Origin of the sequence: Brachybacterium epidermidis, assembly GCF_015209585.1 — a bacterium.
In the GTDB taxonomy this organism is placed as follows: Bacteria; Actinomycetota; Actinomycetes; order Actinomycetales; family Dermabacteraceae; genus Brachybacterium; species Brachybacterium epidermidis.
In genome coordinates, this window is sequence record NZ_JADEYR010000015.1 from 36,024 (window position 1) to 55,978 (window position 19,955).

Sequence of the window (19,955 nt, forward strand, 5' to 3'; positions counted from 1 at the left end):
CCTGGATCCATGAAGATCCTGCTGCCCGACACCACCGAGCTCGACCCCGACCTGCCCGAGGGCTGGGAGGCCGTCACGATCGACGCCCGCGCCGAGATCCCCGCCGAGCACCACGATGCCCAGGTGCTCGTGGTCTGGGGCGCCTCCCGCCGCCACCTCGCCTCAGCAGCGGAGAACCTCCACGACCTGCGCCTGGTGCAGTCCCTCGCCGCCGGGGTGGACGGCATCCTCGAGGCCGGCTTCGGCGAGGACGTGCAGATCGCCACCGGCGCCGGCCTGCACTCCCTGACGGTCTCCGAGCACACACTGGGCCTGCTGCTGTCGATCCTGAGGCGCCTGCCCGAGTCGAAGCAGGCCCAGGAGCGCCACGAATGGTCCCAGGAGCTCGGGGGAATGCAGCCGCTGAACCCCGAGGGCCGGATGACCAGCCTGGTCGGCGCTCGGGTGCTGATCTGGGGCTTCGGGCAGATCGGCCAGACCCTCGCCCCCGTTCTCAGCGCCCTGGGGGCCACCGTGCGCGGTGCGGCCCGCAGCGCCGGCGAGCGTGCCGGCTTCGAGGTGCTCGCCGACGACGACGTGCTCGCGGCCCTGCCCGAGGTGGACGTGCTGATCAACATCCTGCCCGGCGGGGAGGCCACCCGCGGACTGGTGTGCCGGGAGGTGCTGGACGCGCTGCCCGGCCACGCCGTGCTGATCAACGTGGGCCGCGGCACCACCGTGGACCAGGGGGCGCTTGCCGAGGCCCTCGAGGCGGGAACCCTCGGGGCGGCCGCGCTGGACGTCACCGACCCCGAGCCCCTGCCGGCCGAGGACCCCCTGTGGGACGCGCCCCGCCTGCTGATCACCCCGCACGCCGCCGGCGGCAGGCCCGTCGGTGCCGATGAGCGGATCCGCGAGAACCTGCTCGCACTCGACGGCGACGGGGAGATCATCCAACTGGCCGAGCGCGGGTGATCAGCGGCGGAAGGGGTTCCGGCCGCGACGGTGCCCGTCCTGCTGCCCGGGCTGCCCAGCCTGATCCGCGGCGTGCTCGTCCAGGCGCGCGCTGACCTGCTCGTCCACGCGGGCATCGATCTGGGTGGCGACCTGCTGCTCCACCTGCTCGGCCACCCGCCCGTCGACCTGAGCGGTGACCTGCTCGGCGATCTGCGCGCTCACGCGGTCGCTGACCGTGCCGGTGAGCTGGTCGGAGTAGCGCTCCACGAACTCTCGCTGACGGATCCGCAGCTCCAGGCGCTGGATGATCTTCACCTCGCGCGACAGGGCGATCCAGGTGGAGACGCACATGCCGATCATCACAATGGAGAACGGCAGGGCGCTCAGCAGAGCCATCGCCTGCAGGCCCGTCATGCCTGCGCCCTCCGCACCGGAGACCGAGCCGGCCCAGATCAGCGCGGCGGCGATGATGCCGGAGGCCGAGGCCCAGAAGATGCGGGTCAGGCGCGGCGGGTTCGGGTCGCCGCGGTGGGCGATCATGTCCATCACGAAGGCGCCGGAGTCCGCACTGGTGATGAAGAAGATGGTCACCAGCACAACGGCGATTCCGGACAGCAGCATGCCCAGCGGGAGCGTCGAGAGGGTGTCGAACAGGGCGGTGTTGGCATCGATGGTGCCGTCCTCGCCGGTGAAGTCGATGTTCTCGAACAGGCTCTTGTACAGGGCGGTGCCACCCATCACGGTGAACCAGACCATGGTCACCAGGGTGGGGACCAGCAGCACACCGGTGATGAACTCGCGCACGGTGCGGCCGCGGGAGATGCGGGCGATGAACACGCCCACGAACGGCGACCAGGACATCCACCAGCCCCAGTAGTAGGTGGTCCAGCCGGAGATCCAGCTGGCCCCCTCATCGCCCATGAACGGCAGGGTCTGGAAGGAGAGCTCGAGGAAGTGCTGCAGGTAGTAGCCGATGTTCTGCACCACGTCGCGGAGCAGGAACAGGGTGGGGCCCAGGATCAGAACGGCGACCAGCAGCAGCGCCGCCAGCCCCAGGTTGAGGTTGGAGAGGAACTTGATGCCCTTGTCCACCCCGGAAGCGGCGGAGATGGTGGCCAGCGCGGTCACCGACAGCACGATGATCACCTGAACGGTGGTGGAGTTCGGCAGCAGGCCCAGGTGGTCCAGGCCGGCGGCGATCTGGTTGACGCCGAAGCCCAGGGAGGTGGCGATGCCGAACAGGGTGCCCACCAGGGCGATGATGTCGATCAAGTCACCGATCCAGGTGTCGGTGCGCTTGCCGAGGATCGGCTCGAGTGCCCAGCGGATCGACACGGGACGGCGACGGCGGTGCACCGAGTAGGCGATCGCCAGGCCCGCGACCACGTAGATCGCCCAGGCGTGCAGCCCCCAGTGCAGGAAGGTCTGCCCCATGGCGCGCTGCGCCCGGGCCGGATCGTCCAGATGAGCGGCGTTCGGCGGGATCCCGCCGTCGGAGGCGAAGAAGGTCAGCGGCTCCGCTGCCCCCCAGAACACCAGGCCGATGCCCATGCCCGCGGCGAAGAGCATCGCGAACCAGGACAGCAGGCCGTACTCGGGCTCATCGTCGTCCCGGCCCAGCTTGATGGTGCCCAGGCGGCTCAGTGCGACCACGATCGCGAAGCCCACGAACCCGGTCACCAGCAGCACGTAGTACCAGCCGATGGAGTTCACCACCGTGGAGTTCAGGGTCGAGATGACCTCGGCGAACACCGTGGGCAGGAACAGCGCGAAGGTGACCGCGATGGCCACCACGCCAGCGGTCACCCCGAACACTCCCTTGGCCAGGGAGTACGGGCGGGGGTTGCGGTTCTCGGACCCGTCCACAGGGTCATGGGGTGGGGCGGGGGCGGGAGGCAACAGTCGAAGCCGACACGATCACTCGTTCCGGTGGAGGGGCAGGGAAAGCCCCGTGGTTGCAGGCCGAGGCGCATCTGCGGTTCACGAGGCTCGCCTGCACCATACGGGTCGCACCCCGGGCGATGCCAGGGGGCGGCGCGATCCGGAACGGTGCCCAACACCGCCAGTCCTGATCAGAAGCCCAGGTCAGAAGGGGAACGGGGTGCTCGCGTGGGGCATGGGACCGTTCGTCCGCGGGGTTGTCTGATTCACACGAACGACGCGGGGTGGCTCATGCAGGCAGCTCCCGCACCAGCTGTTCCACCGCTCTAGCCGAGATCTCCGCGACCAGGTCCAGCTCCATGTGGAACTGCTGGCCCGCAGCGGGGCCGCAGAGATCCGAGACAGCGCGCAGCGCCACGAACGGCACCCCGAGCGCGGCGGCGGTGCGGGCTGTGGCAGTGGTCTCCATGTCCGCGCTGAGGGCACCGGGGAACCGCTCCCGCATGGGATCGGCCAGGGGAGCGGTGACGAAGGCGTCACCGGAGAGCATGAGCCCCCGGCGCACCGCGGTGCCGGCAGCACCGGCAGCGCGTTCCGCGACGTCGGCCCAGTCGTCATCGGCCTCGAGGCGTGCGGGCGAGCCGGGCACCTGCCCGGGCTCGTAGCCGAAGGCGGTGGCGTCCGCCAGCGACCAGGTGAAGGCATCGCCCACGATCACCGTGCCCACCTCGACGTCGGCCGCCAGGCCCCCGCAGGAACCCGCCGCGACCACGCAGGTGGGCCGATGCTCGAGGATCGCCCAGGTGGCGGCGGCGCTTGCTGCGGCGATGCCGATGCCGGTGGTGACCACCACCGTGGGCGTGCCCCCAAGGAGGCCGGCCACCGCTCGCACCGAACGCATCCCGGCGTCGTCGACGAACGGGGTCGGCAGCGCCCTCGCGCCGTCCAGCCGGGATTCCAGCGGCGCTGCCTCCTCCGGCATCGCGACCATCACCAGGACAGGGGCGGGGGAGGGCGTCGTCATGAAGGCAGGCTACCTGTGCTCACACGGTCGCGAAGGCGCGTGCCCTGCGTGATCGTCGGCGTGCCCAGGAGGGCAGGAGCGGGGTTCGCTAGGCTGGCCGCGCAAGGCACCCCGCATCGATGCGACCAGAGGGTCGCGGCTAGGAGTCAGCAATGGGACGCATCCGAGACGCCGTGGTGGTGGGCGCCCGCACCGTGCGCCGGGTGCCGATCCCCTCAGCGGTCACCAACCATGCGCTGCGAGAGGCCCGGCGGGCACTGCCCCCGAGCTCGGTGCAGAAGCGCCACGCGGTGGACGTGGAGATGATCGGCCGCACCCGCTGCGTGTGGCTGGACGGCCATCGCCGCGACCAGGGGCTGATCATCCACCTGCACGGCGGCGCCTACGTCTCCGGGCCGTTCACCGGGGACTGGACGTGGCTGTCGAAGCAGGCCGATGCCCGCGACTGCGCCGGGTTGATGGTCGACTACCGCACCGCTCCGGACCACACTCACCCCGTGGCGCGGGACGACGCCGAGAGCGTGCTGCAGGCGCTGGCGGCCGACGGTCGGCTCGGCGCCGGCCCGTGGGTGCTCAGCGGTCAGCACGCCGGCGGTGGACTTGCCTTCGCGATCGCCCGCAGGCTCCGGGAGCATCCGCAGATCCCGGCGCCGGCCGCGCTGGTGACCATGTCGCCCTGGCTGGACCTCGAACTGGCCAACGCCGGCATCACTGAGACGGACCAGGTGGATCCCGTGCACGAGCGCCGGATGCTGCGCGAGGCCGCCCGCGCCTACGCCGGGCGTGCGCCGCTGGACGATCCGGACCTCTCCCCGATCAACGCGAGTCTGGAGGGCCTGCCGCCGGTGCACCTCAGCGTGGGAACGCGCGACCTGTTCCTCTCCGATGTCCGGATGGCCCGGCTGCAGCTGGAGGAGAACGGGCTGGAGGTGGCCTACCGGGAGATCAACGGCCGCCTGGGCCTGCAGCTGATGCAGCGGCGCGGTGAGGACCTCGAGCGCCTGCACCGGGAGCAGGGCGAACTGATCGCCCGCGTCCTGGGGGTCACCCCTCGACGATGACCAGCTCAGCCCCGACGGGCTGCATCGTGTGCTCGCGCGAGGGGATGATGCGCAGCATCCCTGCCACCAGCAGCGCCTGCCCCAGGGCGTAGGTGAGCATCACCCACACGGTGCTGTACATGATCGCGGCCCCGGGCAGGAACCAGTCCATCGCCAGCAGTGAGCTGGACAGCAGGAACAGGGTGCCGCCCATCCAGGTCATACCGTTGCCGCCGGAGGACAGGAACGCCATGGTGGCCAGCACGGTCGCGTAGGCGGCCACCAGCGGCGTCAGCTCGCCGGCGCCGTCCGCGCAGGCCACGAACAGCCCGATCACCACACCGGCGTAGGGGATCGCCAGGGCCAGGCGCAGCGGCTCGCGGTTGCGGGCCCACAGCGGCAGCAGCGCGAGGCAGTACAGGACCAGTGCCACCAGGAACAGCACGACGGCGGCCGGTCGCAGCACCTGCGGCAGGAACGGCGGCATGGTGTCACCGAGCCAGGCGAAGAACAGTCCCGCCGTGAGCAGCACCGGGGTGCGGTGGCGCGAGGGCGCACTCACCAGCAGGATCGCGATCAGCAGCGGAGCGAACAATGGCTGCGTGACCCGCTGGGTCAGGCTGGACTCGGTCAGCAGTGCCCCCAGGTGCACCGCCACCACCAGGGCATAGACAGCCCACAGGGTGAGCTGGGCGAGGCGAGGCGATGGCACCCTGCAAGATTATGGAAGGAGGGTGTTCAAGGTAAGGCCGTTCCGGGACTCACCTGGGCACGTTTGGATAACAACCGGACACGATCTGGTCACGCCCGCTCACATCTGCTGCGGAGCGTTCACGCCGAGGGCCGCGAGACCCTCGACCAGCACCTGCTCGGTGAGCTGCGCCAGGGCCAGACGACCGGCACGCACCTGCGCATCGGCCTCCTTGAGGATCGGGGAGGCCTCGTAGAACGCGGTGAACGCCTGGGCGGTCGCGAACAGGTAGGAGCACAGGCGGTGCGGCTCGTAGGCAGCGCCCACCTGGGCCAGCGTGGGACCGAACTCCAGCAGCTGCAGGGCCAGGGCGCGCTCGGCGTCGTTGTCCACCCGAGGCGCGGCCCCGGCGGCGTCCACCCCCTGCTCCGCGGCCCGGCGGCCGATCGAGCGGATACGCGCCACCGCGTACTGCAGGTACGGGGCCGTGTTGCCGGTCAGTGCCAGCATCCGGTCCAGGTCGAACACGTAGTCGGAGTCGTGCGCGGTGGAGAGGTCCGCGTACTTCACGCCGCCGATGCCGATGTCATGGGCGATGGAGGCGCGCTCCTGCTGGGACAGATCCGGCCTCAGCTCGTCGATCACGCCCTGGGCCTTGGCGACGGCCTCCTCCAGCAGCGCCATCAGTCGCAGGGAGGAGCCGGAGCGGGTGCGCAGGATCTTCCCGTCCTCACCGAGCACCGAGCCGATCTTCACGTGGGTGGCCTCCACGCTCTCGGGCAGCCAGCCGGCCTCCCGCGCGGTCGTGAAGATCATTTGGAAGTGGAGCTCTTGAGCGGTGCCCACCACGTAGCCGATGCGGTCCGCTCCCAGGGTGCGCACCCGGTGGCGGATCGCCGCGAGGTCGGTGGTGGCGTAGCCGTAGCCGCCGTCGGACTTGCGGATGATCAGCGGCAGCGGCTGCTCGTCACGGCCGGTGAACCCTTCGGGGAACACGCACAGCGCACCGTCGGAGATGCGGGCGATGCCTGCCTCCTCCAGATCGCGGCACACCGCCTCCAGCTGATCGTTGTAGGTGGACTCCCCGGCCAGGTCCGCATCGGTGAGGGTCACGTCCAGCATGTCGTAGATGCGGTGGAAGTACTGCTTGGACATCTCCACCAGGCGCTGCCAGATCTCCAGGGAGCGGGCATCCCCGGACTGCAGGGTGGCTACCCGGCGACGGGCCCGGGCCGCGAAATCAGCAGCGACGGCGGGCGCCTGGGTCCCGTCGGCCGCGGTTGCCCCGGGGGTGCCGGCCGCGTCGGCGTCGCTGGCGGCCTTGCCCTCGGTCGCATCGAACTTCTGCCGTGCAGCCTGGTAGAACGCATTGGGGTCGGTCAGCAGCAGGGCAGCCTCCGGCGAGTCCTCGCCCACCTCCAGCAGGTGCTCGATCAGCATCCCGAAGGGGGTGCCCCAGTCACCGATGTGGTTCTGGCGGATCACCGTGTGGCCCAGCTTCTCCAGCGTGCGCGCCAGGGCGTCACCCACCACGGTGGTGCGCAGGTGCCCCACGTGCATCTCCTTGGCCACGTTGGGCGCGGAGTAGTCCAGCACCACGGTGCGGGGCTGCCCGGCGGGGATGCCCAGGCGGGAGTCGTCGGCCAGCTGCGCGACCTGCGAGGCGATCCACTCGGTGCGCAGCCGGATGTTCAGGAACCCGGGCCCGGCCACCTCGAGGGGCTCGGCCACGTCCTCGAGCTGCACGGCCTCCAGGATCTCCGCGGCGATGTCGCGGGGCTTCTTCCCCAGGCGCTTGGCCAGTCCCATCGCCGCATTGCACTGGAAGTCGGCGAACTGGGAGGGGCGGATCAGCGGGTCGGCCTCGGCGTACTCGGGCCCGAAGGCGGAGGCGAAGGCGGACTGGAAGCGCTCGGTCAGCACGATCTCGGGAGCAGGCATGGACTCAGGGTAGTCCTGGGCAGGCAGGCGGGTCGCGCCCGCGCGCGTGAGATCCGTCGGAGGGCCGGTGCGGCCGCAGTGACCCGGCCCCGTGAGCCCGCGTGGAAGCAGAGCCCGCATGCAAGCAGAACCCGCGCATGGAAGGGAGGCCCGGCCCCGCCCGGGAACGGGGGCTTTCCTCCTGTCGCGGCGCGGGGACCTTTGCCTAGTGTGGAGGCATGCGCTTCTTCATCACCCTGGTCCTCAATCTCATCTGGCTGTTCACCGCGGGGATCCCCCTGTTCCTCGGCTATCTGCTGGCCGGCGTGATCGCCTGCATCTTCATCGTCACCATCCCCTTCGGGGTGGCCTCGTTCAGGATCGCCGGCTTCGTGCTGTGGCCGTTCGGTCGCGAGGTCGTGGCCACCGGCCGCGGCAATGCGCTCAGTGGTGTCGGCAACGTGGTGTGGTTCCTGGTGGCCGGGCTGTGGCTGGCCATCGGGCACGTGCTCACCGCTGTGGCGCAGGCCGTAACCATCATCGGCATCCCCCTGGCGTGGGCGAACATCAAGCTGATCCCCGTGACCTGCTTCCCCTTCGGCAAGCAGGTCGTCGACTCCAGCTCGCAGCGCGCGCGGATGTACCCCACCGCGCGCTGAGCATCACTGCGTCGCCCCGGCGCGCCGCCGCGGGCGCCCGCCCGAGCCTCTCTAGACTCGTGCAGGCAGGACCGACAGAGGAAGAGGGTTCATGGCGGGGGAGCGCGAACGCGGCACGGCGGGGGATTCCGATTGGATCTTCGCATCCGACGACCCCCACACCCTTCCCACCGAGCAGCTGCCTGACCGCGCTGCCTTCGACCGCTACGCCGCCCCGCTGCTGGAGCGCAAGCGGGCCGAACGTGCTGAGGCCCTGAAGGAACAGCTGGCCCAGCGTGACTCGGGAGCGGCCTCCACTGTTCGAGCCTCGTCCGAGGCGGCCTCGTCTGACGGCGTCTCGCAGAGCCCCCCGCTCCACGACGGCGGCACGCCCGCCGCGGCACCCCGCTCACCGCTGACCCCTGGCCCGGCCGCGCGTCCGCGGCCCGAGGCGCGCCCCTGGCCCGACGCGCCGGCAGCCCCCGATCGCCGGCGCACGCTCGACTGGGACCTGGACACCGAGGAGCGCGAGACACCCGGCGCGGGACCAGGCATGGACGAACCCGTGCTGCCCTCGCGGACCGTCTCCTACGCCCGCTCCGGCACCACCCCGAACGTCGAGGACGGCGCCGCCGGAGGCATCGAGGTGCCCGAGCGGTTCCGCGAGCTCGGCGTGTTCGACGCCCTGCGCGATCTGCTGGCGCTGGTATGCCTGGTCACCGCGCTGACCACCACTTTCACCTACGCCCCGGTACCGATGCTGGGCATGGCTGGGAAGATCTCCATCGGCATCGGCCTGGCCGCGCTGATCGCCGTGCACCTGCTGCGGTGGGTCCCCGCCCGCCCGCCGCTGGCGGTGGTGCGCGCGGTGCGGGTGATCGGCCTGCTGCCCGCCTTGGCGGTCCCGCTGGTCGTGGTGGCCGTGGACCTCGTCGTCTCCCTGCCGCGGCTGTTCTCCTCCCTGCCCGACGGGCCCCCCGTTGGTATCGGGGTGGGCGTACCGCTGCTGCTGCTGGGCGCGATCGTCGGCATCGAACCGCGCCGTCACGAGGGCTACCTCCCCCATCACGTGGCCCGCAACCGCGCCCGCCTGCTGGTGCTGGGCATCGGGGTGGCCGCCGCCGCGGCACTGCTGCTGGCACTGGTGATGATCGTCGGCAGGCTGTTCACCACCGGTTGGGGCTTCTCGGTGATGGTGTTCGCCGATGCCCTGATCTCCGCCCTGCTGCTGGCGATCGTGTTCGCTGCGGTGTGGCGGCGGGACCGCTCCTGGATCGTGTTCTCGGTGGCCGCGGTGGCCGGCCTGGTGGCCTGCGCCCTGGCCGACAACACCCTGCGCCTCCAGTTCGCCGCCCCGCTCAGCTTCGCCACCGGCTTCGTGTACCTGCCGCCGCTGTTCGCCGCGTTCGGGGTGATGATCTCCCGCTCGTTCATCCGCACCATCCCGATCTCCTTCCGGCGCGCCGACTGGCTGGTGTACACGGTGCGCGTGTTCGAGTTCAGCGTGCTGATGCACGCTGCCGCAGTGATCTGGCACCTGCTGGCCGCGATCGCCTCGCCCACGGGCGTGACCCGGGGCGGTCCTGTGCTGCACCTGCTGGACGCCGTGGTGTGCGCCTGTTTCGTGGCGGTGTCGATCTTCGCCCGGCGCGCCCTGTTGGAGCGCCGCGCCGAGGTGGCCCGCGCCAGCGGTGTGATGGCCGGGGCCGTGCTGGTGGTGGTGGGCTTCCTGGACATCATCGTGAACTCCGTGGCCACCGGTGCCGGCTCCGGCCTGCTCACCGGGGGCGTGGCTCTGACCACCGGCATCGCCGCCGTGCTGATGCTCACCGTCCCCGCCCCGGTGCGCGACGAGTTCGGCGCACCGGACCTCACCCGCATGTTCGCCGACTTCCGCATGCGCGACACCCGCCGCGCCTCTCTGCTGGACCAGGTGCCCGACGTCAACGCCGAGCGCGCCCGCAGGAAGACCTTCCCCGGCGGGTGAGCCAGGGACGGCAAGGTCGCTCCTGCCAGGCCGAAACCGCCCGGGCCGCCTGCCGTCCCTGCCCCGACCCCCATCACTCCTCCCGATCCCCACCCCGCTCACATCCCTGGAGAGCCATGCCGCTCTGGACCCTGCACGGCAACGGCCGCACCGTCGCCCCCGCCGCCATCGTCAAGCCCGAGGAGCGCCTGGCCTGGCCGGTGACCATCGGCATCGGCGCCCAGCACGTGATCGCCATGTTCGGCGCCACCTTCCTGGTGCCCCTGCTCACCGGGTTCCCACCCTCGACCACCCTGCTGTTCAGCGGCATCGGCACCCTGCTGTTCCTGGTGATCACCCGCAACCGGGTGCCCAGCTACCTGGGCTCCTCCTTCGCGTTCATCGCGCCGGTCGTGGCCTCCACCGAGGCCGATTCCATGGGCGCGGCCCTGGGCGGGGTGATGGTCACCGGCATCCTGCTGGCCCTGCTGGGCCTGCTGGTCGCCCGCATCGGCACAGCACCGTCTGGATCGGTGTGCTGATGCCGCCGGTGGTGATGGGATCGATCGTCGCGCTGATCGGCTTCAACCTGGCCCCGACCGCGTACGACAACTTCAAGCAGTCCGCCGTCACCGCCACTATCACCCTGTTCGCCGTGGTGCTGTGCACCGCTGTGTTCAAGGGCCTGCTGGGTCGCATCTCGGTGCTGGTGGGCGTGCTGGTGGGGTACCTGGTCGCGGTGCTGCGGGGCGAGGTGGACTTCACCCCCGTGGCTGAGGCCCCCTGGATCGGCCTGCCGCAGTTCCACCACCCCGAGTTCAACCTCGCGCTGCTGCCGATGTTCCTGCCGGTGATCCTGGTGCTGCTGGCCGAGAACGTGGGTCATGTGACCAGCGTGGGCCTGATGACCGGTCGCAACCTCGACCACATGGTGGGCCGCACCCTGTTCGCCGACGGCGCTGCCACCGCCCTGTCCGCTGGGTTCGGCGGCTCACCCACCACTACCTACGGCGAGAACATCGGCGTCATGAGCGCTACCCGCGTGTACTCCACCGCCGCCTACTGGGTGGCCGGGACCGTCGCGATCCTGCTGTCGCTGTCCCCGAAGGTGGGCGCGGCGATCTTCACCATCCCGCCCGGTGTGCTGGGCGGCGTCACCTTCGTGCTGTACGGCCTGATCGGCATCATCGGCGTGCGCATGTGGGTGGACGGCAAGGTGGACTTCTCCAAGCCCAAGAACCAGTTCACCGCCGGTGTGGCCCTGGTGGTGGGCATCGCCAATGTGACCTGGGAGATCGAGGGCATCCAGCTCACGGGCATCGCGCTGGGCACAGTGGCTGCACTGCTGGTGTACCACCTGATGGCCGGCATCGGCCGCGCCACCGGCACCGACACCGAACCTGGCGGGCCCATGCAGGTGGACGATCCCGTGCAGGGGGAGGGCCCCGTGCAGGTGGACGATCCCGTGCAGGGGGAGGATCCCCATAGGAGCTGACGACTCCGGGGGGCTGCGGTGGCCCCGGGGGCGCGGCGGCCGGTGCTGGCCCGGGCCGCACCTGGCAGCTCGCATCCCTCGCCTCGTGCTCGCGCCCGGCCCGCATGGCCTCTGCTCCAGGAGACCGACCGGTCGAGGCGAGGGCCTTTCCTTCCGGGCGCTCAGGATCCCTGCGTAGGTTGGAGGAGTCCACGCACGCCCACTCGTCGCGCAGCGCGTGACCCCACGAGGGAGAAACCCATGAGAGTCGCCGTCGTCGGTGCCACCGGGAACGTCGGAACCGCAGTCCTCACGGCCCTGCACGAACGCCCGGAGGTCTCCTCCGTACTGGGCATCGCCCGGCGCATGCCCGACCAGGGCGCCGAGCCCTACGCCCAGGCCGACTGGGCCTCGATCGACATCGGTGCCGCCGTCAAGGCGCCCGAGGCGATCGCCCACCTGACGAAGGCGTTCGCGGATGTCGACGCCGTCATCCACCTGGCCTGGCTGATCCAGCCCAACTCCAAGCGGGACCTGCTGCACCGCGTCAACGTGGAGGGCACCCGCAACGTGGCTCGCGCTGCCGCCGCCGCGGGCGTGGACACTCTGGTGGTGGCCTCCTCCGTGGGTGCCTACTCGCCCTCCCCGGGCCTGGAGGTGCGGGACGAGAGCTGGGAGACCGGAGGGATCTCCACCTCGCACTACAGCGTCGACAAGGCCGCCCAGGAGCGCGTGCTGGACGAGTTCGAGGCCGAGCACCCCGAGGTGACCGTGACCCGGCTGCGCCCCGCACTGATCTTCTCGGCCGCCGCGGCATCCGAGATCCAGCGCTACTTCCTGGGCTCCTGGATGCCCGTGCAGGCGCTCAAGGCCGGTCGGCCCCCGCTGCTGCCGCTCCCGCAGGGCCTGCGCATCCAGGCCGTCCACGCCGATGACATGGGCGCCGCCTACGCGGCCGCCGCCGTGGCCGGCGTCAAGGGTGCCTTCAACATCTGCGCCGACGACGTGCTCGGCGTGCAGGACCTGGCCGACATCGTCGGCGACGGCAAGAAGGTGCGGCCCGTGGAGCTGCCGCCGTCGATGGTCCGCACAGCGATGTCGGCCGGGCACCTCACCGGACTGGTCGCGGCCGACCCGGGATGGCTCGACATGGGCATGAACGTCCCGGTGATGGACAACGCCCGGGCCAAGGCAGAGCTGGGTTGGAAGCCCACCCGCACCGCAGCCGATGCCGTCGCCGAACTGCTGGGAGGGATGATCGAAGGCACCGGAGCCGATTCGGTGCCGATGCGCCCCCGTGATGCCGGCGGGGGCTCCCTTCCCGTCTCGGCCGTTCCCGGCGGGGCGGATGCCGGGGAGGGTGCCTCGGCCGGAAAGCGCTCGCCGAGGATCTCCGAGGACGTCGACCGGGACCTGCTGAACCTGTACATCTCCGACCACCTCACCGGGGCCACTGCCGGGATGTCCCGCATCGAGCGGATGGCCGAGGCCAACGTGGACACCCCCGTGTTCGCCGAGCTCTCGATGCTGGCCCACGAGATCCGCAACGAGCACCGGTTCCTCGAACAGCTGCTGGAGGACCTCGGCTTCAAGCAGCTCCCGCACCGGCAGGCCGCCGCCTGGGTGGGGGAGAAGGCCGCACGGCTCAAGAACAACGGTCGTCTCGTCAAGCGCTCGCCGATGACGCTGGTGCTGGAGGCCGAGCTGATGCGCAGCGCCGTGATCGGGAAGAAGGGCGGCTGGGAGAGCCTGCGGGACAACGCCCAGCTGCTGGGCCTGGACAAGCAGGTGTTCGCCGATCTGGTGGACAACGTGGACCGGCAGGTCGCGGTGCTGGACCAGGTGCACGCCTACGCGCGCCGCCGCGCCTTCCGCACAGACCTGGAGACCTTCACCCCGCAGGACTGAGCCGCCACGGCCGCCGGTTCGTCCCAGGGTGAACGCCTGCACGTCGCCGACCGTGAGGCACGAAGCACAGCGATGTGCTGAGGACTGAACGACGGATCCCCCGGTTCCCTCGATCGAGCGAGGGAACCGGGGGATCCGTGTGTGGGGTGTGTCAGGCCGCCCGGCGCTTCCAGGCGGTGAGCCCACCACCCACGGCGATCAGTGCGGCTGCCGCCAGCACGTAGCCCCACGCGTCCGTGCCGGTGCGGGCCAGCGGACCGCGATCACGATCTGCACGGCCAGGATCGCCGGCTTTCCCCGGGTCGCCTGGCTCTCCGGGCTCACCCGGTTCCTCGGGCTGGCCGGGCTGACCCGGTTCCCCGGGCTCTCCGGGCTGGCCGGGCTGGCCGGGATCTCCGGGCTGGCCGGGTTCTCCGGGCTGGCCGGGCTCGCCGGGTTCACCAGGTTCGCCGGGTTCACCGGGCTGGCCGGGTTCACCGGGCTCACCGGGTTCACCGGGTTCACCGGGCTCACCGGGCTCACCGGGGTCACTGGGCTCACCGGGCTCACCGGGGTCACCGGGTTGGCCAGGCTCACCGGGCTCACCGGGCTCACCCGGCGCCGTATCCTGCGGGGCCACGAACACGGCCACCGTGTGCGCCGGCACCGTCACCGTGCCCGTCGAGGCCTCCCAGGTGGACTCCTTGACCACCGGGTCGACGCCCTCGGCCTGCACCTCATGCAGCGAGTACTCCAGTCCCGCCATGCCGTCGACCTGCTCGGTGATCGGCTCGTCGGAGGCGTTGAAGACCGTGACCAGACCGTCCAGGGCCGGGTCGGCGTCAGCCCCCACGGTGTCGTCGATCCGCATCACCAGCAGGCCCGGCGTGGCATCCGCACCGGCATTGGGGAAGCTGACCTTCTGGTGGATCAGCTCCGCCTCGCCCAGCGTGAACAGGTTCGTCGAGGAGCGCAGCCGCAGCAGGTCCAGCGTCACCTCCGAGCTGAACTCGATGTCCGCCGGGGAAGGAGTCTTGGCCGGGTCCTCCAGCATCGGCACCATCAGGTCCCACGCCTCGCCGTTCTTGCCCTCCGGCGGCAGGCCCCGGCCGTAGCCGTTGTCCTGCATCGTCCAGTCGATCACGTTGAAGTGATCCCCGGAGTCGTAGGAGTCGCGATCCAGCGACTTCGAGCGCATCAGATCGGTGCCGCCCGCCCAGAACGACGGGGACTGGCCCAGCGTCACCGTGGCCAGGGACAGGGTGTTCATCCGGCCCCTCACCTCCATCGACGCATCCTGCGGCAGCTTCCACACGTTGAGGTCGTACAGCGCCTCGTTGTCGTGGGCGTCCACGTAGTTCACCGACTCCTCCGGACGCGAGGTGAACCCGGCCGCAGACCCGTTGTAGTCCAGCTGGTCACCACGCAGCACCTCACCGCTGGAGGACTCCAGCTCGAAGTCCTTCAGGCTGCCGGCCAGGCCCAGACGGATCAGGTCGGTGCGGTGCAGCAGATCCGCCCGCTGATCCTCCTCCGACAGCTCGGAGAACCCGTTGGGCATCGTGTACTGGCCGTTGCCGAAGCCCTGCATGGTGCGCTTGTCGGTGTCGAAGGGACTGCCGCCGTGCACCGCATCGCGCAGACGATCGTTGAACGCACCGATCGAGGTGCCGTCCAACTGCCCTTGCGTGGCCTGCGTGAACCGGGCGTTGTTCTCGATCTCGCCGAAGTTCCAGCCCTCGCCGTACAGATAGATGCCGGAGCCGTCGATGCCGTCGGCCTCCAGGGTCAGCTCGTCCAGGGCGGCCCGCACCTCCTCCATGTTCTCGCGGGAGTGGTGGCCCATCAGGTCGAAGCGGAAGCCGTCCACCCCGTAGTGGCGGGCCCAAAGCACGGTGGAGTCCACCATGATGCGGCCGGCCATCTCGTTCTCGGTGGCGAGGTTCGAGCAGCAGGTGGAGGTCTCCACCGCGCCCTGCAGGCTCAACCGGTGGTAGTACCCGGGCACCACCTTGTCCAGCACCGAGCGATCGGCCTGACCATGAGCGGCGGTGTGGTTGTACACCTTGTCCAGCACCACCTGCAGGCCCATCCGGTGCAGCTCACCGACCATGGAGCGGAACTCCGCGGGGCGGGCACCGCCCACCTGGTTCCCGGCGGTCGCGTAGGAGCCCTCCGGGGTCTGGTAGTGGTACGGGTCGTAGCCCCAGTTGTACGGGTCCTGATCCGCGACCTCCGCGATCGCCGCCTGCTGGTCCGGGGAGGCCGGGCCCGCGTCGGGGATCTCCGGCTGCACCTGAGCGGAGCGGTCCTCCTCGATGGTGGCGATGTCGAAGGTGGGCAGCAGGTGAACCGTGGTCACGCCCGCATCGGAGAGCTCCTGCAGGCGCGCCGACCCGGCCGAGTCCGGGTGCCCGAACGCCGCGTAGGTGCCGCGCACCTCCTCCGGCAGGCCCTGGTCCCCGGCGGAGAAGTCCCGCATGTGCAGCTCATAGATGGTCTGGTCGGCGAACTGCTCGACCTGCGGGGCGGGAGTGTCCGTCCACCCCTGCGGGGCCCAGCGCTCGTCGTCCAGGTCCACCATCACCGACTGCTGCGAGTTCAGCGTCAGCCCCACGGAGTACGGATCGGTCACCACGTTGGTGACCGCCTCTCCCTCGGCGGGGACGTACACGTCCACCGCGAAGGTGTAGGCGCGGTCCTCCCAGCCGGGCTCACCGGTGATGGTCCACACGCCGCCCTCGCCGCGCTCCATCGGCAGCACCTCGGCGCCCTCCGGGGCGGCGGCACGGGCCGACGGGCCGGCCGCCTCCGTCACCGGTGCCGGGGACAGCTGCAGGTCCACGCTCTTGGCGGTGGGTGCCCACAGCGTCACGGTCGGGGTGCCGGCCTCGTCGAACACCACGCCGAGCTCGTGAGCGTCGGCGTCCTCGGCGTACAGCGCATCCAGAACGCCCGGGATCTGCAGACCGGTCATCACCTCGATGCCGTCGGCCCCGATCTGGACCACGGCCAGCTCGCCGGTGAGGGCCTGCTCGAGCGCGTCGCGGTCCACACCGGAGAGGTCCAGCGCCAGGAAGTCGCCGAGATGGCCGCGGCCCTCCAGCTCCGCCTCGTCCAGGCCGCCGTCGCGCAGGGCCAGCTCACCGAGCTGCTGCCCGCCGGTGACCGCGCCGTCGGCCACCGTGAGCCCACCCTCGGGGGCGGACCACAGCTGCCAGCTGGTGGTGGCCGGATCGCTGACCCGGTCGGCGGGCCAGGCGATGGTGTCGGCATCCACGAAGTGCGCCAGCTGCTGGCCGGAGCCCGCCACCAGCGGATCCTCCGACTCGATGGTGAGCACGTGGGTGGCCAGGTCGTAGGAGAAGGTCACGACCTTCCCCTCCTGGGTGGAGAAGGAGTAGTGGGCGCCGCCGCGCGCACCGTCCCCCCCGTAGTTCTCGTCCCAGGAGCCGCCGTGGGCCGCCTTCACCTCGTAGCTGCCGGTGGGCAGGGCATCGGTGGTGAAGGTGTACACGCCGTCCCCGTCACCGTCCTGCATCCAGGTGGCCATGCAGGAGGGCATCCAGTCCTCGGTGCAGCCCAGGGCCGCGTTGAACGAACCGGGAAGGGTCACGAAGGGACCATCGGCGCTGGACTGGACGATGTGGGTGACCGGGTCGTACCAGAAGGTGACCGGCCCGCCCTCGTGCGTGTAGGAGATGTTCTCCCCACCGGGCACACCGCCCGCACCGTAGTTCTCGTCCCAGGAGCCGCCGTGGGCGACCTTGAACTCGTAGGTCCCGGCGGGGATGTCGAAGGTGCCGGTGTACTTCCCGGAGGCCGCGTCCAAGGTCAGCTGGGCGGACTCGCAGTCCGGCTGCCAGTCGCCCGCGCAGCCCATCGCCGCGTTGTGGGAGCCCGGCAGCGTGATCGACTCCGCGTCAATCCCGCCGGGCCCCTCGGCCGGGCCGGCAGCGGAGAGATCCGCGCCCACCACCGCAGTGGTGGAGGCCGCCACGCGGGAGCCGCTCGCATCGGTGGAGACCGCGCGGTACTCGATCACGGTGCCGGTGTCCAGGCCGCGCACGTCGTGGAACACCCGCGGGGTGTCGTCCTCAGCGGTGCCCAGCGGCGTCCACGCCACCTCACCGGCGATCCGGTAGCTGAAGGAGGTCTCCGCCCAGCGGTCCGCAGCGATCTGCGCGCTGATCGGGGCCAGACCCTCCACCGCACCGCCCTGGGCGGGGGTGAGGGTGATCGCCTGCGCCTCACCGGCAGCGGCGACCGGGGCATCGGCCACCAGCACCACCGCCGACAGCGACGGCACGGTCAGCTCCACGGTGCCGTCCGCCCCGGCGGTGACGGGGGCGTGGTCACCGTGCAGCACCGAGTAGCTGGCGCCCGGGGTGAGGGTGGTGAGCGTGACGGTGCTGGCGGAGCCGGCATTGTTCAGCGCCACCAGGTGCTCGACCTTCTCCTCGCGGTCCACGCGGGAGAAGGCGTACACGCCGGGGCCGCCCTCGGCGTACAGCTCGATCTGCGCCCCGGTGGACAGCGCCGGGGTGGAATTGCGCAGCGTGGCCAGCTCGCTGATGAGCGGATACAGCTGCGCGCCGGTGTCGAAGTGGTCGCCGGACCCGTAGGGCGAGCCGTCGATCAGGGTGTCGTCCAGGTAGGACGGGGTGCGGCTGGGGAACATCGACTGGCGGGCATCCTTGTCGTTGCCATCGCCCACGAAGCCCTGCTCGTCGCCGTAGTAGATCACCGGCTGGCCGCGCGTCAGCAGCATCGTGGTGTGCGCGAAGGCGGCGCGCTCATCGAGCCGGCCGGAGTCCCGCAGCAGGTAGCCGATGCGCCCCATGTCGTGATTGCCCACGAAGGTGGGCAGGTCCGCGGCGGAGGAGGTGGGGGTGATGTAGTGGTCGTCGGCGTCGAACAGGGCCGCCATGCCCTGCGCGGTGTAGCCGCGCGCCCAGTTGGTGCTCGCCGACTGGTAGGCGAAGTCCAGCACCGAGTCCATGTCGGTGTCCCGCACGTAGGGGGACAGCAGGCGCGCATCGGCGTCGTACACCTCGCCGAAGGTGAAGAACTCCTCGCCCGCCGGGGTGGAGCCCTGGTGAGCGGCCATCGTGCTGGTGAAGGACTCCCAGAACCCGAAGTCCACGTGCTTGACGGTGTCGATGCGGAAGCCGTCGATCCCGAAGTCCATCCACGTGGTGTAGATGTCCTCCATCAGGGCCAGCACCCGCGGGTCCTCGGTCATCACGTCGTCCAGACCGTCGAAGTCGCCGTGGGTGACCGATTCTCCCTCCCACGTCGAGTTGCCGCGGTTGTGATACATGGTGACGTCGTTGAGCGCCTCCGGCACCATCACCGTGTTCTCCTCGCTGCGCACCGGGGTGTACGGGAAGGAGGTCTGCGGGTCGAAGGTGGGGAAGTCGGGGGACTGCGCCACCTGGGCGAGGTCCACCGGGTTGCCGTCGGCGTCGCGGTACGGGGAGGTGGCCTGGTCGATGTACCCGTACTCGCCCTCCTCGTAGTCGATGAGGTCCGCGGTGTGGTTGACGATGATGTCGAAGTACACCTTGATGCCGCGCGAATGGGCGTCGTCGATCAGGGCCTTCAGCTCGTCGTTGGTTCCCAGGTGCGGGTCGATGGTGGTGAAGTCGGTGACCCAGTAGCCGTGGTAGCCGGCGCTGGCGTTCTCGCCCTCGCCCTGGACGGGGTTGTTCTTGAACGAGGGGGTCAGCCAGATGGCCGTCATCCCCAGGTCCTCGATGTAGTCCAGCTTGGAGTGCAGGCCGGCGATGTCACCGCCCTGGTAGAAGCCCTTGTCGGCCGGATCGAAGCCATGCTCCAGGCGGCCGCCCTCGATGCCACCGGTGTCGTTGGAGGAGTCACCGTTCTCGAAGCGATCGGTGAGCACGAAGTAGAAGGTCTGCCCGGCGCCGGGGTGGCGGTGGGGCGCCGCTGCGAGCGCGGCGTCGTCTTCGGTGTACTCACCAGGCTGCTCGGGCAGGGCGATGGAGAGCCGGCTGGTGGCCTCGTCGAACTGGAAGCGCACCGTGGTGGGGGCGGCGAAGGCCAGCGGGATGTTCTGCTCCCCGCCGTCCAGGCCGTAGGCCTCGTCCCAGGAGCCGCCGATGGCGACCTTGGTCTCCCACTGCCCGGCGGGCACCTCGAAGGTGGAGGCCCACACCCCGGCCTCACCGGTGGGCAGGAGCCTCGTGGCCTCGCAGTCCGGCGCCCAGTCGGCCCCGCAGCCCAGCTCGTCCTGCAGGGAGCCCACCAGCACCGGGTCGTTCGGGCCGACGGCGTGCACCAGCGGCGCGGTGCCCATCACGCTCGCCATCGCCATCATCAGGGCAGCGACGATCGCCAGCCCGCGACGTGGCAGCGGTGCGGTGATCGCCGCGGCCGACGAGCCACGGTGCCGCATCACCGCCGGCGCGGCCGAGGACCGACGCGAGCGGGGGTGCGGATGCCCGAGGATGCGGGCTGCACGAGGGGAGGGGA

Annotated in this window: 10 protein-coding genes and 1 pseudogene; 6 read left to right on the plus strand and 5 right to left on the minus strand. The window is 70.7% G+C overall.

Translation table 11 applies throughout. The features are described from left to right. Positions 1-9: 9 nt before the first annotated feature. Positions 10-954: an NAD(P)-dependent oxidoreductase gene (locus IOE58_RS11920; protein ID WP_193866600.1), complete on the plus strand. Its 945-nt coding sequence runs from the start codon at positions 10-12 to the stop codon at positions 952-954. On the opposite strand, the gene IOE58_RS11925 is transcribed toward IOE58_RS11920, so the two are convergent. Beyond that, on the minus strand, positions 955-2,802 hold the full coding sequence (locus IOE58_RS11925; RefSeq protein ID WP_348981972.1) for a BCCT family transporter: 1,848 nt from the start codon (positions 2,800-2,802) through the stop codon (positions 955-957). 304 nt (positions 2,803-3,106) lie between these two features. Continuing rightward, positions 3,107-3,841, minus strand: a complete 735-nt coding sequence (gene mtnN / locus IOE58_RS11930) for a 5'-methylthioadenosine/S-adenosylhomocysteine nucleosidase (RefSeq protein WP_193866601.1) — start codon at positions 3,839-3,841, stop codon at positions 3,107-3,109. 152 nt (positions 3,842-3,993) lie between these two features. Here mtnN and IOE58_RS11935 point away from each other — a divergent pair, with 152 nt between their 5' ends. Then, entirely contained in the window at positions 3,994-4,902 is a 909-nt protein-coding gene (locus tag IOE58_RS11935) for an alpha/beta hydrolase fold domain-containing protein (protein ID WP_193866602.1), read from the plus strand. Here the strand turns inward: IOE58_RS11935 and IOE58_RS11940 are convergent. Beyond that, entirely contained in the window at positions 4,886-5,593 is a 708-nt protein-coding gene (locus IOE58_RS11940; RefSeq protein WP_193866603.1) for a lysoplasmalogenase family protein, read from the minus strand. The two genes, IOE58_RS11935 and IOE58_RS11940, sit on opposite strands and share 17 nt — an antisense overlap. Before the next feature lie 99 nt (positions 5,594-5,692). Further along, on the minus strand, positions 5,693-7,513 hold the full coding sequence (argS, locus tag IOE58_RS11945; protein WP_193866604.1) for an arginine--tRNA ligase: 1,821 nt from the start codon (positions 7,511-7,513) through the stop codon (positions 5,693-5,695). Between the two features lie 218 nt (positions 7,514-7,731). Here argS and IOE58_RS11950 point away from each other — a divergent pair, with 218 nt between their 5' ends. The 4 genes and pseudogenes from IOE58_RS11950 to IOE58_RS11965 all read left to right on the plus strand — a co-directional run bounded on the left by IOE58_RS11950 (position 7,732) and on the right by IOE58_RS11965 (position 13,478). Beyond that, positions 7,732-8,151, plus strand: a complete 420-nt coding sequence (locus tag IOE58_RS11950; protein ID WP_193866605.1) for a YccF domain-containing protein — start codon at positions 7,732-7,734, stop codon at positions 8,149-8,151. A 91-nt stretch (positions 8,152-8,242) separates the two neighbouring features. Beyond that, positions 8,243-10,117, plus strand: coding sequence for a DUF7937 domain-containing protein (locus IOE58_RS11955; protein WP_193866606.1), 1,875 nt, complete (start codon positions 8,243-8,245; stop codon positions 10,115-10,117). Between the two features lie 116 nt (positions 10,118-10,233). After that, positions 10,234-11,591, plus strand: a pseudogene (locus tag IOE58_RS11960) (uracil-xanthine permease family protein). Between the two features lie 240 nt (positions 11,592-11,831). Further along, a complete protein-coding gene (locus tag IOE58_RS11965; protein ID WP_193866607.1) occupies positions 11,832-13,478 on the plus strand; it encodes an NAD-dependent epimerase/dehydratase family protein in 1,647 nt (548 codons plus the stop codon). A 151-nt stretch (positions 13,479-13,629) separates the two neighbouring features. Here the strand turns inward: IOE58_RS11965 and pulA are convergent, their stop codons facing one another. Further along, positions 13,630-19,878: a pullulanase-type alpha-1,6-glucosidase gene (pulA, locus tag IOE58_RS11970; RefSeq protein WP_431831706.1), complete on the minus strand. Its 6,249-nt coding sequence runs from the start codon at positions 19,876-19,878 to the stop codon at positions 13,630-13,632. Between the last annotated feature and the right edge of the window lie 77 nt (positions 19,879-19,955).

Bases quoted from the DNA above. Each gene is read 5' to 3' on its own strand.
- IOE58_RS11955 (WP_193866606.1), top strand. From the start codon at position 8,243: ATGGCGGGGGAGCGCGAACGCGGCACGGCGGGGGATTCCGATTGGATC.
- argS (WP_193866604.1), bottom strand. From the start codon at position 7,513: ATGCCTGCTCCCGAGATCGTGCTGACCGAGCGCTTCCAGTCCGCCTTC.
- mtnN (WP_193866601.1), bottom strand. From the start codon at position 3,841: ATGACGACGCCCTCCCCCGCCCCTGTCCTGGTGATGGTCGCGATGCCG.
- pulA (WP_431831706.1), bottom strand. From the start codon at position 19,878: ATGCGGCACCGTGGCTCGTCGGCCGCGGCGATCACCGCACCGCTGCCA.
- IOE58_RS11920 (WP_193866600.1), top strand. From the start codon at position 10: ATGAAGATCCTGCTGCCCGACACCACCGAGCTCGACCCCGACCTGCCC.
- IOE58_RS11935 (WP_193866602.1), top strand. From the start codon at position 3,994: ATGGGACGCATCCGAGACGCCGTGGTGGTGGGCGCCCGCACCGTGCGC.
- IOE58_RS11950 (WP_193866605.1), top strand. From the start codon at position 7,732: ATGCGCTTCTTCATCACCCTGGTCCTCAATCTCATCTGGCTGTTCACC.
- IOE58_RS11965 (WP_193866607.1), top strand. From the start codon at position 11,832: ATGAGAGTCGCCGTCGTCGGTGCCACCGGGAACGTCGGAACCGCAGTC.